We start from the raw sequence: 16935 nt of genomic DNA on the forward strand, positions 1-16935 counted from the left end.
GATAGGAGCGGCGCATGGACAAGAACGTTCTGGGTACGGCGGACATCGGAGTGACGGGCCTCGCGGTTATGGGCCGGAACCTCGCGAGGAACCTGGCCCACCACGGATACGTCGTCGCGGTGCACAACCGCACCGAGAGCAAGACGCAGGAGCTCGTCGAGAACCACGCCGGAGAAGGCGCGTTCATCGCGACGGGCACGACGGCGGAGTTCGTGGCGTCGCTCACGAAGCCCCGTAAGGCGATCATCATGGTGAAGGCCGGTCCGTCGACCGACGCCGTGATCGAGGACCTGGCGGCACACATGGAGCCCGGCGACATGATCGTCGATGGTGGGAACGCCCTGTTCACCGACACCCGCCGGCGTGAGGCCGCGCTGAAGGAGCGCGGCATCCACTTCGTCGGCACCGGCATCTCCGGCGGCGAAGAGGGCGCCCTGAACGGCCCCAGCATCATGCCGGGCGGGTCGCCGGAGGCCTACCGGTCGCTCGGCCCCATCCTGGAGGACATCTCGGCGAAGGTCGACGGGGTGCCCTGCTGCGTCCACGTCGGCGCCGACGGCGCGGGCCACTTCGTCAAGATGGTCCACAACGGCATCGAATACTCCGACATGCAGCTCATCGCGGAGGCCTACGACCTGCTCCGGCAGGCCCTCGGCCGCTCCCCGGGCGAGCTGGCGGAGATCTTCACCGAGTGGAACCGGGGTGACCTGGAGTCCTACCTGATCGAGATCACCGCCGAGGTGCTCGGTCACGTCGACGCCAAGACCGGCCGTCCCTTCGTGGACGTCGTGGCCGACCGCGCCGAGCAGAAGGGCACCGGACGCTGGACCGTCCAGAACGCCCTCGAACTCGGCGTGCCGGTCACCGGCATCGCCGAGGCGGTCTTCGCGCGCGGCCTGTCGGGTGACGTGACCCGTCGCCAGGCGGCCCGCGACCTGGAAGGCCCGATCGGCTCGGCGCCGAACTACTCCCTGGTGGACGACGTCCGGCAGGCCCTGCTCGCCTCGAAGATCGTGGCGTACGCCCAGGGCTTCGACCAGATGGCCGCGGCCTCCAAGGAGTTCGGCTGGGACCTCAAGCTCGGCGACATGGCCACGATCTGGCGGGGCGGCTGCATCATCCGGGCCCGCTTCCTCGATCGCATCCGTGACGCCTACGCCAAGGACCCGGGGCTGCCGACGCTGCTGGCCTCGCCGTCCTTCGCGGAGGCGCTGGCCGAGGCGCAGGGCGCCTGGCGCCGGGTCGTCTCGACGGCCGCCTCGATCGGCGTCCCGACGCCCGGGTTCTCCTCGGCGCTGGCCTACTACGACGGCCTGCGCCGCGACCGGCTCCCGGCGGCCCTGATCCAGGGCCTGCGCGACTTCTTCGGTGCGCACACCTACAACCGCGTCGACCGCGAGGGTGTCTACCACACCGACTGGAGCGGCGACCGCTCGGAGAGCCAGCAGTCGTAGAGGAAGCCCACGGGGTGCCGGTGACCTGACCACCGGCCCTCGTTCTGGCGTGGGGGGCCGGTGTCCATTCCCATCGGCCCCCCACACGCTTTTGCCCATTTGCGCCATTCGGGCTTTGAAGACTGGACCGGTAAGTGAGACGCGGGTACCGCGCCCCCGCTCCCACGTGATCCAATGCGCGGGTGCCGCGCTCGTCAGCGAAGTTCGTCCAGCAACTCGCGGAAGACGACCGGCAGCTTCTTGACCTGACCTGCGGAGAATCGGTCAAGTTTGCCCGTGAAGGCGAGCTCGTACTCCTCCCCTCGCGGGGTCGCGGTCAGCATCAGGTCGAGCGCGGCGTCGTCGACCTCGTGGTCCCACACGCGGGCCGTCAGGCCCTCCCAGGTGGCGGGCGGCTTCGGGTCGTCGCGGTGGATGAACGACGTCTGGAACACCGGATGCACGCCCGGGATCCGGGCCACCCCCGCGCGCGAGACCAGGGTGTCGAAGGGGATCTCGTTGGCCAGCGCCCCCGCCGCGGCCTCCCTGACCTTGGTGAGCAGCGCCGGGAACCCCTGCCCCGCGGGCAGCGCGACGCGCAGCGGGAGCATGTTGACGAACGTGCCGACGACCGATTCCAGCTCACGCCGCGTGCGCGAGGCCGCCACGATGCCGGTGACCAGATCTCGGCGCCCGGTCATCCGCTGGAGCAGCGTCAGGTAGGCGGCGCAGAGCGCCACGAACGGCGTCGTCGTCCCGTCGCCCAGGCGTCGCAGCCGGTCGACCGTCTCCCTGCCCACCCGGACGGCGGCCGTCGCCCCGGCCCTGGTGGTCTTCTCGCCGGTGGTGCCCTCGAAGAGCGGGCCGGGCGCGCCGCCCAGCAGATCGGTCCAGTAGGGGAGCCGTTCGGCGATCCTCGTCTCGGCGCGGCGCACCGACCAGACGGCGTAGTCGGCGTACTGGATCGGGAGTTCCGGCCGGTCGAGACCCGCGTAGAGCGCGGCGAGGTCGTCGGCGACGATGCCCAGCGAGCCGCCGTCGGCGGCGATGTGGTGACACACCAGGAAGAGCCGGTACTCCTCCGGGCCCACCCGGAACACGGTCAGCCGCAGCAGCGGCCCGTCGCCGACCGGGAAGCGCTCGCCGCTCTTCGCCAGCGCCAAATCCAGTGCCAGGTCGAGCGCCGCCTGCTCGGGCAGGCCGGTGAGGTCCAGGTACTCCAGGGGTGCGGGCAGCGCCTCGTGGACGACCTGTTCCGGAACCTCCGTGTACGTCGTCCGGAACACCTCATGCCGCCTGATCAGCGCGGTGAAGGCGTTCGCGAGACGTACGAGATCGAGAGGGCCCGAAAGGGCCACGCCGAGCGTCACGTTGGGCGCGGCGGCCGGGTCGGACTGCTGGGCCAGCCAGATGCGGCGCTGCTCGTGGGAGCACGGGAGCGGGGCGCCGTCCCGCGGAACCGGGGTGACCCCCTGCGGGGCGGCCTTGCGCGCCAGCAGTTTGGCGACGAGGGCGCGGCGCTTGTCGGCCTGTTCGGGCACTGTCATCCCGCGATTGTGGCCCACGTCCATGATCGCGGAGAAGTCCTGTTTCATCCCTGGGAGATGGCTGCATGATCGATACCACCCTGACGGACGTCCCGGCCTTCCTGGACCTCTTCGAGGCCCACGCGGAAGAGTCGCCCGGCCGGGTCGCGGTGGTGTGCGGGGACCGCACGCTGACCTACGGCGACCTCGACGCCGCCGCCCGCGGCGTGGCCCGTCGCCTCATCGACGCCGGGGTGACGCCCGGCGACCTGGTCGCCCTCTATGTCGACAGATCGGCGGAAATGGTCGTCGCGTTACTCGGCGTCCTCAAGGCCGGGGCGGCCTACTTACCCATCGATCCGGGCTACCCCGCCGCCCGGATCGCGATGGTTCTGGAGGATTCCGGGGCTGCGGCCGCCTTGACCAGGCCGCATCTCCGGGAGAGCCTCCCGGGTTTCACCGGGCCGATAGTCGACGTCGACGGGGCCACGGACCTCTTCGGCGGCGCCTCTGGACGCCGGAGCTCCCGCGCCTACGTGCTCTACACCTCCGGCTCGACCGGCCGCCCCAAGGGCGTCGTGATCTCCCACCGGGCCCTGCTCAACTTCCTGTACGCCATGCGCGAGCTCCTCGGCGCGGGCCCCGGCGACGTGTGGCTCGCCCTCACCTCGCTCTCGTTCGACATCTCCGGCCTGGAGCTCTACCTCCCCCTCGTGACCGGCGGCCGGATCGTGGTCGCCGACGCCGCCACCGCCCGCGACGGCGCGCTCCTGCGCGACCTGATCGAGCGGGAGGGCGTCACCCACGTCCAGGCGACCCCCTCGGGCTGGCGGGTGCTGCTCGACGCCGGGTTCTCCCGGAACGTCACCGGGCTGGTCGGCGGCGAGGCGCTGCCCGTCGCGCTGGCCCGGCAGCTCGCCGCCCGCTGCGCCCGGCTGATCAACGTCTACGGCCCTACCGAGACCACGATCTGGTCGACGGCGTGGGAGGTGCCGAAGAACCCCTCCTACGTCAGCATCGGCACGCCCATCCTCAACACGACCGTGCACGTCCTCGACGACGACATGCGGCCGGTCGACGAGGGCGAGCTCTACATCGGCGGGCACGGCGTCGCCGACGGCTACCTCCACCGGCCCGCGCTGACCGCCGAGCGGTTCGTCCCCACGGGGCGGGGCGATCGGCTCTACCGGACCGGTGACCTGGTGCGCCGCCGCGCCGACGGCGGGCTCGACTTCCTCGGCCGCGCCGACACCCAGGTGAAGCTGCGGGGTCACCGCATCGAGCTGGGCGAGATCGAGAGCGTGCTGGAGGAGCTCGACGGGGTCCGGCAGGCGGTCGTGGCCGTCCACGGTGAGGTGCTGGTGGCCTATGTCGTCGGCGACCACGGCGATCTTCTGGCCGGTCTGAGAGAGCGTTTGCCGGCGTACATGGTGCCGTCGATCGTCATCCCGCTCGACGCGCTGCCGCTGACGCCCAACGGCAAGGTCGACCGGCGGGCCCTTCCGGCGCCCGCGGCGAGCGCGGGGGAGATCGAACCTCGTACACCGACGGAAAGGGTCGTCGCCGAGGCGTTCGCCGAGGTGCTCGGGCTCGGCAAGGTGGGCGCGGAGGCCGACTTCTTCATGGTCGGCGGGCACTCCCTGCTGGCCACCAAGGTCACCGCGCGGCTGACCCGGCGGCTCGGCGTGGAGATCCCCGTGCGCGAGCTGTTCGGGGCGCCCACGGTCGAGGCGCTCGCGGCGGTGCTCGACGGGCTCGACACGGTGTCGGTGCCGCTGGAGCCCCGGCCCGCCGGGTCGCCGGTGCTGCTGTCGCCCGCGCAGGAACGGCTCTGGTTCCTGCACCGCTTCGACCCCGGCGACGCCTCCTGGAACCTGCACCTGACCCGCCGCCTGCGCGGCCACGCCGATCCCGACGCTCTGGAGCGCGCGCTCCAGCGGGTGGTCGACCGGCACGAGGCGCTGCGCACCCGCTTCCCCGACGCCGACGGCCGTCCGGTCGCCGTCGTCGAGGAGCGCTTCCCGCTCCCGCTCGAACGGCTCACCGCCGCTTCTGAGGAGGAGGCGAAGGCGTTGCTGTCGGCGCGGGTCAACGCCCCGTTCGACCTGGCCGCCGCGCCGCCCGTGCGGGCCGCGCTGGTGAAGGTGGCCGGCGAGCACGTGCTCTGCGTGGTCTTCCACGGCATCGCCGGTGACGAGTGGTCGCTCGACGTCCTGGCCGAGGACCTCGCCGACGACCGGGAGGCCCCGGCCGTCCAGCACGGCGACGTCGTGGCCTGGCAGCGCGGCCGGGAGGCGGCCGGGCTCGGCGCCGACGCCCTCGCCCGTTGGCGCGACCGGCTCGCCGGCGTGCCGGTGCTCAACCTGCCCGCCGACCGCCCCCGCCCCGCCGTCGCCTCCAGAAGAGGCGCGATTGTACGAACAGAGCTCCCGATCCCCCCACTCGAAACCCTCGCCCAGAGCCAGGGCACGACCCTGTTCACCGCGCTCCTGGCCGCCTACCAGGCGATCCTGTCGGCCGAGACCGGCCTGCACGACTTCGCCGTCGGCGCTCCCACGGCAGGCCGGGGCCGCGTCGAGCTCGAACCGGTCTTCGGCCGCCTCGGCAACGTCCTGGTGCTGCGCGCCGACCTGTCGGGCGACCCCACGTTCGCCGGCCTGCTGGCCAGGGCCCGGACGACCGTGCTCGCCGCCATGGCCGACGAGGAGGTCCCGGTCGAGCGCCTGCTCACCGAGCTCGACCTCGGCCGCGACCTGGGCCAGACCCCGCTCTTCCAGACCATGCTCACCCTCGACGACCTCCCCGACGCCGTCTTCCCGCTCGACCACGTCCCGGCCCGCCACGACCTCACCGTCGACGCCCGGCGTTCCGGCGACACCCTGACCCTCGACCTCACCTACGACGCGACCCTCTTCGACGCCGCGCGCGTCGAGGCCCTGGCCACCCGCCTGACCGCTTTCCTGAGGGCCGCCGCGACCACCCCAGAGCTGCCCCTTTCCGACCTGCTGTTCCCGGGTGTCACCCTGGGCGGCGCGGCCTGGCGGGCCGAGGGACTGACCGCCCCGACGCGCGTGGAGGCCGTCCCGGTCATCCGCACACACCGGGTTCCCGAGACCCCCGCGGAACGCCGCATCGCCCGCATCTTCGGTGAGGTCGTCGGCGTGGACGACGTCGGCGCCGACGACGACTTCTTCGCCCTCGGCGGCCGGTCGCTGCTCGCCCCGCGCGCGGCGGCGCTGCTGTCGGCCGCGTTCGGCGTGCCGGTCCCGGTGCGCACCCTGTTCGCCCACCCGACCGTCGCCGGACTGGCCGCCGCGATCGGCGCCGACCCCGGCGTCGTCCCGCTGGAACCCCGCGAACCCGGCACCCCGGTCCCGCTGTCGGCGGCCCAGGAACGCCTCTGGTTCATGGACCATTTCGACCCCGGCGACGCCTCCAGCAACATGTACCTGGCCCGGCGCCTGCACGGCCCCCTCGACCAAGCCCGGTTCGCCGCCGCCTACCGCGCCCTGGTCGACCGGCACGAGTCGCTGCGCACCCGCTTCCCCGCCGACGACGGCCAGCCTCTTCTGGTCATCGACCCGCCCGGCGGCGGCGTGATCAAGTGGGTGGCCCTGCCCGAGGACGCCGTGCGCGACTACTGCGCCGAACTGGTCAACACCCCGTTCGACCTGGCGGCGGCCCCGCCCGTGCGGGCCACCCTGATCCAGATCACCCCCGACGACCACGTGATCTGCGTCGCGATGCACCACATCATCGCCGACGGCTACTCGGTCAACGTGATGATCACCGAACTCGCCGCCCTGTACGAGGGCGGCGACCTCCCCCCGCTCCCGGTCCAGGCCGGAGACGTCTCCCTGTGGCAGCTCCGGCGCGAGGCCCTCGACGAGGGCGCGGCCGCCCTGGCCCACTGGAAGGACAAACTGTCGGGCGTCCCCGCGCTGGAACTCCCGCTCGACCGTCCCCGCCCGCTCGACGGCGCGCGGATCGGCGCCGAGCTGAGCGTCCAGGTCCCCTCCGACGTGGTCGCCCGCCTGGAGGCCATCGCCCGCGACAGCGGAACCACGCTCTTCATGGTCCTGCTGGCCGCCTACCAGGCGGTCCTGTCCCGCCACACGGGCCAGACCGACTTCGCGATCGGCTCCCCGACGGCCGCGCGTGAACGCGTGGAACTGGAGTCGGTCATCGGCTACCTGGCCCACACCCTGGTCCTGCGCGCCGACCTGACCGGCGACCCCGGCTTCGACGAACTCCTCCGCCGGACGTGGGCGACCGTCGTCGACGCCCTGGCCCACCAGGAGATCCCGGTCGAACGCCTCAAGTCGGTCTTGGGTGTCCGTCGTGACCTGGGCCAGTCGGCCCTGTTCCAGACCATGCTCATCCTGCACAGCCACACGACCGAAGGCGCCCTCCCCGACACCTTCGGCGACCTGTCCTACGAGCCCTACGACGCCGGCGCCATCAAGACCGCCTTCGACCTGACCCTGACGATCTGGCCGGTCGCGGAGGGCCTGAACTTCGTCTTCGACTACGACCTGGCCCTCTTCGACACGCCGACGGTCGAACGCTTCGCCGCCCGCCTGGTCACCTGCCTGTACGAAATCACCGAAGACCCCACCGCACCCCTATCGGCCCTCACAATGCGAACGAGGGAAGACGACGCGGCCCTCGCCACCTGGGGCACCGGCCCGGAACTCGCACTCCCCGAAGGCACCCTGCTCGACCTGATCAAGCCCAGCGACCGCATCGCCGTAGACGACCTCACCTACCGAGACCTCCTGTCGGCGGCGGACGTTTTGTCCGGAAAACTCGCCGCACTAGGAGTCGGGCGGGGCGACATCGTCGCCATCCTCGCCGAACGCTCCACCGAGGCCCTGACCGGCATGCTCGCCGTCATGAAGACGGGCGCCGCCTACCTGCCCCTCGACCCGGCCTACCCGGAGGCGCGCATCGCCTTCGTCCTGGAAGACGCCCAACCCAAGGTCCTGCTCGCAGACCGCGAGCCATGGGCGACCAGCGGCGATTCGTCGGAGCGCGTGCCCATCCCGGTCCTTCGCCTAGATCTCCCAGATCACGAAATTTCGGGTGCGGCAGAGAGCTCCTCTGTCGCTCCAGATTCAGGCTTGGGCAATCCAGCAGCAGGCGGATATGCCGAAATTTCGGGCAGCGTGCTGCCCGGGGATCCCGCCTATGTCCTCTACACCTCCGGCTCTACCGGGAAGCCGAAGGGGGTCGTCGTTCCGCATCGGGCGTTGCTGAACTTCCTCGTCTCCATGCGGGAACTGCTCGGGTCGACCTCCGATGACGTCTGGCTGGCGTTGACGTCGCTTTCCTTTGATATCTCCGGGCTTGAGCTCTACTTGCCCCTCGTCACCGGCGGGCGGATCGTCATCGCCGATCCCGCCATCGCGCTCGATGGGCAGGCGCTCGCGCGGCGGATCGCCGACGCGGGAGTCACCCACGTTCAGGCGACACCCTCCGGCTGGCGGGTGTTGCTCGAAGGGGAGATCCCCACGGTCACCGCGCTCGTTGGTGGGGAGGCGTTGCCTCCGGGGCTGGCGAAGGAGCTCAAGGCGCGGACCGCCAGGCTGGTGAACGTCTATGGGCCGACCGAGACCACCATCTGGTCGACCGCCTGGGAGGTGCCCGACGATCCAAGTGAGATATCGATCGGCCGCCCCATCGGCAACACGACCGTCGCGGTGGTCGATGCGCAGCTCAACCCGGTGCCGCCGCGTGCCCCAGGTGAGCTGGTCATCGGGGGGCTCGGGCTGGCCGACGGCTATCTGCGCAGGCCGGAGCTGACGGCGCAGCGGTTCACCCAAGGGGTCTATCGCACCGGCGATCTCGTCCGCTGGAGCTGGGACGGCACGCTCGAGTTCCTCGGGCGCAACGACGACCAGGTCAAGCTGCGCGGCCATCGGATCGAGCTCGGCGAGATCGAGTCGGTCCTCGAAAGCCTCGACGGCGTCTCCAGGGCGGCCGTGGCGATCAAGGGTGAGGTGCTGGTCGCGTACACGGTGGGAAGGAGCACGGGCCTCAGGGAAGAGCTGGTCGAGCGGCTTCCGGCCAGCTTCGTGCCGACCGTTTTCGTGTCGCTCGACGCGCTGCCGCTCACTCCGAACGGAAAGCTCGACCGGCTGGCACTTCCCGAGCCCGAGCCGCAGCGGCAGCGGAGTTTCGTCGCGCCCCGGTCCGACGCCGAGGCGCTGGTCGCCGATGTCTGGAGTGAGGTGCTCGGGGTCGAGGGGGTCGGGGTGTTCGACGACTTCTTCGAGCTCGGCGGGCACTCGCTGCTGGCGGTTCGGGTCGCGGCGCGGCTCGACGGGACGATCGGGGTCGTGGTGCCGATCAGGACGCTGTTCACGCACTCCACCGTCGAGGCGCTGGCCCAGGCGGTCGAGGAACTGCTGCTGGCCGAGTTCGACGACCTGTCCGACGAAGAGGCGCTCGCCCTGCTGGAGGAGTCGTGACCCAGGACCTCTCCGCCGCCAAGCGGGCCCTCATCCAGCAGCGGCTCCGCCGCCGTACCGCCAAGGCCGTCATCACGCCGCGCGAGCCGGGAGTGGTCCCGCCGCTCTCGCACGCGCAGGAACGCTTGTGGTTCCTGGAGCAGTACCGTCCGGGGACGACGGCGTACACGGTGCCGCACGCGGTCTGGCTCGAAGGCGAGCTGACCGCCGACCAGATCAGCGACGCGCTGCACGACGTCACGGCCCGGCACGAGACCCTGCGCACCCGCTTCACCACCAGCGACGACGGCCTGCCGGAACTCGTCGTCGACGACGAACCCCGCACCGACCTGACCGTCTACGACGCGGCGAGCCCCGAGGAGGCGCGGCGGCTGATCTCCGCCGAGCTGACCCGGCCGTTCGACCTGGCCACCGGGCCGCTGCTGCGGGCCACCCTGGTCAGGCTCGCCCCTGACCAGCACGTGTTCCAGCTCGCCGCCCACCACGCCGTCACCGACGGATGGTCGGGGGACGTGCTGCTGGGCGACATCCTCAGCCGGGTCGCGGGCAGGGAGCTCACGCCGCTGCCGGTCCAGTACGGCGACTACGCCCTCTGGCAGCGCGGCCGGGTCTTCCAGAGCGACGTCGACTACTGGCGCGAGCGGCTGGCGAACGTCCCGCCGCTCGACCTGCCCACCGACCTGCCGAGGCCGCCGGAGCAGAGTTCCCGGGGAGCCTCGCACGGGTTCCAGCTTGACGGGGACCTGGTGGCCGCGCTGACCGAGATGGCCGGGGCGCGCGGCGCGACGCCGTACATGACCTTTCTCGCGGCTCTCGAAGTGCTGCTGGGGCGCTGGTCGGGGCAGGACGACTTCGCCGTCGGCACGCCCGTCAGCGGGCGGGGGCTGCCCGAGCTCGACGGGCTGGTGGGGATGTTCGTCAACACCCTCGCCATGCGCGCCGACCTCGACGGCGACCCGGCGTTCACCGAGCTGCTCGACCGGGTGAAGGACGGCGCCCTCGACGCCTTCTCGCACCAGGAGCTCCCGTTCGACCAGCTCGTCAACGAGCTCAACGTCGAACGCGACGTCAGCCGCACGCCCATCTTCCAGGTGCTGTTCGCGCTGCAGAACTACCAGACCGGCCCGGCGGGGACCGACGTCATCGCGGTCACCGGCTTCGCCGCCGATGTGACGGCGGCCCGGTTCGACCTGGCGCTCTACCTCTACGAGGGGCCCGACGGGATGGGCGCCTCCTTCATCTACTGCACCGACCTGTTCACGCGGGCCACGATCGAGCGGCTGGCGGAGTCGTTCACGACGCTGCTGCGCTCGATCGCGGCCGACCCGTCGGCCCCCATCTCCACGCTGAACCTGCTGCCCGCGGACGAGGCCGAGAAGGTGCTGGCGTTCGGCGAGTCGGCCCCGCCCGAAAAGCTCGGAGCCACGCTGCTGCACGAGGTCGTCACGGTCTCCGACGCCGCCGCGGTGGTGTTCGGCGACGACACGCTCACCTACCGGGAGCTCGACCGGCGGGCCAACCACCTGGCCCGGCGGCTCGTCGAGCGGAACGTGCGGCCTGGTGACCGGGTGGCGGTCTGCCTGGAGCAGTCCGCCGACCTGGCGGTGGCGATCCTGGGCGTGCTGAAGTCGGGGGCCGCCTATGTGCCGGTGGATCCGGAGCTGCCGGCGGCGCGGATGGCGTACATGATCGAAGACGCCGGGATCGCCCTCGCGGTGACCACCCCCGAGCTGAAGCCCGACGGGGTCACCGGGATCTACCTCGACGGCGGCGTCGACGACACCGCGCCCGTGACCGGCGTCAGGCCCGGCGACCTGGCCTATGTCATCTACACGTCCGGGACGACCGGCCGCCCGAAGGGTGTGGCGGTGCAGCACCGGGAGGTGCTGGTCTACCTGGCCGGGGTGCACGAGCGGTTCGCGGTCGAGCCGGGCTCGGAGTTCGCGCTGCTCCAGTCGCTCGCCTTCGACTTCGGCATCACCGTCTTCTACCTGTCGCTGATGACCGGCGGCTGCCTGCACCTGCTGCCGCCGAAGACCGCCGCGCCCGACCTGAGCGCATATTTCCGGATCTATCCGGCCGACTATCTCAAGATCACCCCTTCCCACCTGGCCGCGCTGCTGGCCGAGGCCGACCCCGCCGAGCTGCTGCCGCGCAAGCTCCTCATCCTCGGCGGCGAGGCCGCACCGGCCGAATGGGCCGCCGAGCTGGCCACCCGGGTCCGGGTCGTCAACCACTACGGCCCGACCGAGGCCACCGTCGGCGTCACCACCCACGAGGTCGGCTCCGAACGCGGCCTGCTGCCCATCGGCCGGCCGCTCCCGGGCGCGACGGTCCGGCTGCTCGACGCCAACGGCACTCCGGTCCCGATCGGCATGCCGGGGGAGATCCACCTCGGTGGCGCGCGCCTGGCCCGCGGCTACCTCGGGCGCCCCGCGCTGACCGCCGAGAAGTTCGTCCCCGATGTGTACGGCCCTCCCGGCGCCCGCCTCTACCGCACCGGTGACCTGGGGAGATGGCTGGAGTCCGGCGAGCTCCAGTTCCTCGGCCGCCGCGACCTCCAGGTCAAGGTCCGGGGCTACCGCGTCGAACTGGGTGAGATCGAGACCCTGCTGAGTACCTACGACGGCATCGCCCAGGCCGTGGTCGACCTCAGAGACCAGCGCCTCGTGGCCTACCTGGTCGGTGCGGGCGACACCGCCGAACTGCGGAGCTGGCTGAAAGATCGCCTCCCCGACTACATGGTTCCGGCCCGGTACGTCTGGCTCGACCGCCTCCCGCTCAAATCCCACGGCAAGGTCGACCGCGCAGCCCTCCCCGACCCGGCGACCGTGCTCGAACCGGCGGCCGAGTTCACCGACCCCGAGACGGAGCTCGAAGAGCTGGTGGCCGGGATCTGGTCGGCCGTACTGGGCCTGGAGCGGGTGAGCGTCACCGACGACTTCTTCGACCTCGGCGGCCACTCCCTGCTGGCCATGCAGGTGGTGGCGCGGCTGCGCAAGGCGGGCCACGTCGCGACCCTGCTCGACCTGTTCAAGCACCCCACGGTCCGCGACCTGGCCCGGCTCCTCGACCCGTCGACCGAGAAGGCGGCCGGCGGCCTCCTCCACCGGCTGACCCCGTCGAGGGCCACGAGGGCCTCGGTCGTCTGCGCCCCCTACGGCGGCGGCAGCGCGATCATCTACAAGCCTCTGGCCGACGCGCTCCCCGACGACTGGGCGCTGTTCTCCCTGGCCGTCCCGGGCAACGAACTCGGCGAAGAACCCCGCCCCATGGACGAGGTCGCCCGCGACTACGCCGAGGAGATCCTCGCCAAGGTCACCGGACCGATCGTCCTCTACGGCCACTGCGGCCTCGGCGGCATGATCTCCATCCAGGCCGCCCGCCACCTCGAAGCGGCGGGCCGCGCCCCCGAAGCCGTCTACCTGGGCGGCGCGTTCCCCTTCGCCAAGCCGAAGGGTCCCCTGGCGAAGATCGGCACCTGGCTGGAGGAGCTCGGCGGAGACCAGAGCCGCATCAACGCCCTGTCGGCCGCCGGTCTCGACGTCGCCGAGTTCGACCAGGAGGAACTGCGGCTCATCGTCGCCAACCGCAGGAGCGGTACCCGCGAGGCCGAAGAGTACTTCACGAAGGTCTTCGAACAGGCCCCGCCGCCGATGAGGGCCCCGGTCATCGCGGTCGTCGGTGAGCGCGACCCGGCGATGGAGTTCTACCAGGAGCGGTTCCGCGAATGGCACGTCGTGGCCGAGACCACCGCCTGCGTGGTCCTCGACGAGGCCGCGCACTACTTCGTCAAATACCGCGCCGACGAACTGGCGACCATCGTCACCCGCACCCACACCGCCATCGGCGACGGCGTCGCGGAGACCCTTGAACGCCGCACCGGCGACGAGACGTGGTGGCTCCAGGACGTCTCCCACGACGGCCGGGTCGTGAAGAGCGGCCCCGAGCCGAGCATGAAGCGCTTCGCCGCGCTGTCGGCGGGTCAGCTCGTCTCCATCGTGGGTTCGGCGCTGACCGAGTTCGCCGTGCCGCTGTGGATCTACATGACCACCGGGTCGCTGGCCAACTTCGCGCTCTTCTCGGTGCTGGCGCTCGTCCCGGGGATGCTCGTCGCCCCGCTCGTGGGCGTGGTCGTCGACCGGTTCGACCGCCGCAAGGTCATCCTGGCCGGTGACATCGCGGCCGGCGGCTCGCAGCTCGCGCTCGGGGTGCTGGCCTGGACCGGCAACCTGGAGATCTGGCAGATCTACCCGCTGCTCGTCACGCTCTCGCTGGCGCTGGCCTTCCAGCGGATCGCCTTCATGGCGGCGATCCCGCAGATCGTGCCGAAACGGTTCCTGGGCCACGCCAACGGCATGATGGGCCTGATCGGCGGTGTCGCGCACCTCATCGTGCCGCTCGCGGCGGCGGGCCTGATGGCCGTGATCGGGCTGGAGGGCATCCTCGTCATCGACGTCGTCAGCTACGGCTTCGCGATCACGACCGTGCTGCTGGTCAGGTTCCCGAAGACGATGGCCTGGCGCCGTCGCGAGTCGATGCTCACCGAGATGGTCCAGGGCTTCAAGTACACGTGGGGCAACCTGGGCATCCGCCGCATGCTGCTCTTCTTCGCCGTCGTGAACCTGTTCATGTCGCCGCTGTTCCTGCTCGTCTCGCCGCTCGTGCTGAGCTTCGCGGGGCTCGGGGACGTCGGCAGGGTCACCTTCGCCGGCGGCGTGGGCGTGTTCCTCGGCGGACTGATCATGACGATCTGGGGCGGGCCGCGGAAGCGCAGGCTGCGGGGTCAGCTCTGGTCGACGGTGGCGCTGTCGGCGGGCGCGCTCGTCGTGGGGTCGCACGAGAACCTGGTCGTGATCGGCGCCGGGGTGTTCGGGATGTTCTTCTCGCTGACCGTACTCAACGGGATCTACAACACGATCATCCAGGTCAAGGTGCCGCAGCGGTTCCACGGCCGGGTGTTCGCGCTGAACCAGCTCGTCGCCTTCTCCACCCTGCCCCTCGGCTACGGCGTGGTCGCCCCCTACGGCACCGCATTGCTCGAACCGCTGATGCTGGAGGGCGGTCTGCTGGCCGGGTCGGTCGGGCTGGTCCTGGGCACCGGCGAGGGTCGCGGGATCGCTCTCATGTACGTGCTGTTCGCGCTCGTCATGGCCTCGGCGGTCCTGGTGGCCCGGTTCATCAGGGGTCTGTGGTACTTCGACGACCTGGTCCCCGACGCGCTCCCCGACGACCTGATCGGCCAGGAGATGCTGAAGGGGGCCGGACGGACCGGCCCCCTGGCGGTGAAGTCCTAGCAGTAGCCGAGCATCGAGTTCAGGGCCGTCTTCTCCGACGACTGGAGCGTCAGGGAGTACTTGTACTTCACGGTGATCCAGGACTTGGCGTAGTTGCAGTAGATGGCGGTCCTGGACGGCTTCCACGCCGCCGGGTCCTTGTCGCCCTTCGACTGGTTCACGTTGTCGGTGACGGCCCAGAGCTGGGGCGCCGACAGGTCGTTGGCGAACTGCTGGCGGCGGCTGGTGGTCCAGGCGTACGCGCCCGACTTCCACGCCTCCGACAGCGGGACCATGTGGTCGATGTCGACGTCGGACGCGAGCGTCCAGGTGGCGCCGTCGTACTGCGAGTACCAGCTGCCCGAGGTGGCCGAGCAGGACGAGTTGGTGACGACGCCGGAGCCGTCGCGCTTCAGCACCGTCTCACGGGTGTCGCAGGAACCGGAGACGGTGCTCCAGTGCGGGAACAGGTCCCGGTTGTACGAGCCGGCGTTGGTCTCGTTGGCCACGGTCAGCGCGTTCAGCTGGCTGACGGCGGTGGCGTAGGAGGGGATGCCGGGGACGGCAGCGGAGGCGGGGGTGGCGAGCAGGGCGAGGGTGGCAACGGAAGCCAGGCCTAAGGACAGGGCACGCCGCACGGGAGCTCCTTGAGAGGTTGTGAACCTTGTCAAGAATGACTCTCACATCGCTGACAAAATCCTGAAATATCAGGCTTTGACTACCGGTGCCGTGTGTCTTCGTGTGAAGCCGCTCAGGACAAGTTCTAGAAAAACCCCAGTTCACCGCCCGTCCATCCGGGGGCCGTCCCCCGGCCGAAATGTCAGCGCAACACCTGAAGATCGACCGGGCGGGTGTCCCGGAACGCCGACTCGACGACGAGTTCCTCGACCCCGCGCATCAGCGTCACCATCCGCCCGCGCGGGAACTTGCACGTGTCGGCCGTCAGCCCGATCGCCAGCGTCCCGGCCTGCCGGGTGACCACGAAGCAGAAGTCGCAGTTGAAGTGCTCGACCCCGGGCAGCCACTCGACCTCGGCCGGGCACGGGTTGCCCGCCGGGGGTTCGGTGACCATCCGCTGCTCGACCGGCCGCACGTCGTTGAAGCAGCACGACGGGTAGACGCGCACATCCCGGTCGGAGCTCACCTTGTCGACCATGGCGTCCCAGGCGCGCTGGTCGTACTGGGCGTGGCGGTAGGAGCGCATCGCGTCGGAGTGCGACTGCTCCAGGGTCTTGGCCAGCGGCGCGAGGGGGTCGCTCTCCATCGTGAACAGGCCGAGTTGCGTGAGGGTCGCGACGAGGTTGCGGGTGGCGGGGCGGTAGCGGTTGTGGACGATCGGGGTGATCGCGCAGACGTCGTGGTCGAGCAGCGGGCCGAGCAGCGCGGTCACCGCCGTCATCAGGACCGTCGCGGTGCTCACGTGGTGGCGGGCGGCCACGACCGCGACGGCGTCCTCCAGGGCGTGCGACTCCAGCACGGCCCGGCTCCAGCGCGGTTCGGCCGGCGGGCCGACCACGGCCGGGAACATCGTCGGCGGGATGCGGCGGTAGCCGTTCTCCCAGTGGGCCAGCGCCGCCTCGGACCGGTAGCGCCCTACACCCGACTCCTCCTCGGCCACAAGGTCGAGCAACTGCTGCGACGGCTGCACGGGGAACCCGCCGCGCAGCAGCAGGTTCCGCAGCTCGCGGGCGACCAGGTCGGCGGCGTAGTCGTCGGCGGCCAGATGGCACAGCACGAACACGACGTGCCTGACCCGGCCCTCCACCACGACGAAGCCGAACCGGGCCGGCCACTCGTCGCCGGGGGAGAACGAGGTCCTGGCCAGCTCGGCCAGCAGCACCTCGGCGACCTCGTCGGCCTCGGCGTCGGCGCACTCGGCCGACCGGATCGTCAGCGCGCCCTCGCCGTGGACGACCTGGTAGGGCTCGCCGTCCTCGTCGACGTGGGTGCTGGCCCGCAGGGCCTCGTGCCGGACGACCAGCGCGGCCACCGCGGCGACCACGTCCTCCGGTGGGAAGGGGCCGCGCCCCCGGGCGAAGGCGATCAGCCGTCCGATGTTGAAGAAGTGGGCGTTGGCCGGGCCGGCCTGCTGGATGGCGTCCCAGATCGCGCGCTGTCCCCAGGCCAGCCGCGCCCGCCCCGTCCGGGCCCCGGCGAATTCTGCTTTCACGGAGTACTCCAAAGCCCCGGTGCGCGCGTGGGCGCGCACCGGGGTGTCACTTATTCC

6 protein-coding genes are annotated in these 16935 nt (G+C 71.1%); 3 read left to right on the plus strand and 3 right to left on the minus strand.

Annotation, left to right across the window (positions count from 1 at the left end):
- The first annotated feature begins 14 nt into the window (after positions 1-14).
- Positions 15-1454 carry an NADP-dependent phosphogluconate dehydrogenase gene (gene gndA / locus ACYQ78_RS32860; RefSeq protein WP_459804844.1) on the plus strand — a complete coding sequence of 480 codons (1440 nt, stop codon included), beginning with the start codon at positions 15-17 and terminating at the stop codon, positions 1452-1454.
- Between the two features lie 194 nt (positions 1455-1648).
- Here gndA and ACYQ78_RS32865 read toward each other — a convergent pair whose 3' ends face one another.
- Positions 1649-2980 (minus strand): condensation domain-containing protein, encoded by a 1332-nt coding sequence (locus tag ACYQ78_RS32865; protein ID WP_459804845.1) that lies wholly within the window; start codon positions 2978-2980, stop codon positions 1649-1651.
- Positions 2981-3045: 65 nt separating this feature from the next.
- Between ACYQ78_RS32865 and ACYQ78_RS32870 the strand changes: the two genes are divergently transcribed.
- Together ACYQ78_RS32870 and ACYQ78_RS32875 are read left to right on the plus strand one after the other, a co-directional pair.
- Positions 3046-9432 (plus strand): amino acid adenylation domain-containing protein, encoded by a 6387-nt coding sequence (locus ACYQ78_RS32870; protein WP_459804846.1) that lies wholly within the window; start codon positions 3046-3048, stop codon positions 9430-9432.
- Positions 9429-14729, plus strand: a complete 5301-nt coding sequence (locus tag ACYQ78_RS32875; protein ID WP_459804847.1) for an amino acid adenylation domain-containing protein — start codon at positions 9429-9431, stop codon at positions 14727-14729. The genes ACYQ78_RS32870 and ACYQ78_RS32875 overlap by 4 nt, the downstream gene beginning before the upstream one ends.
- On the opposite strand, the gene ACYQ78_RS32880 is transcribed toward ACYQ78_RS32875, so the two are convergent.
- Together ACYQ78_RS32880 and ACYQ78_RS32885 are read right to left on the minus strand one after the other, a co-directional pair.
- Positions 14726-15346, minus strand: coding sequence for a GmrSD restriction endonuclease domain-containing protein (locus ACYQ78_RS32880; protein WP_459804848.1), 621 nt, complete (start codon positions 15344-15346; stop codon positions 14726-14728). The two genes, ACYQ78_RS32875 and ACYQ78_RS32880, sit on opposite strands and share 4 nt — an antisense overlap.
- 182 nt (positions 15347-15528) lie before the next feature.
- On the minus strand, positions 15529-16878 hold the full coding sequence (locus tag ACYQ78_RS32885; RefSeq protein ID WP_459804849.1) for a condensation domain-containing protein: 1350 nt from the start codon (positions 16876-16878) through the stop codon (positions 15529-15531).
- Positions 16879-16935 lie beyond the last annotated feature (57 nt).

The sequence above is a fragment of the Herbidospora sp. RD11066 genome, from assembly GCF_054661255.1.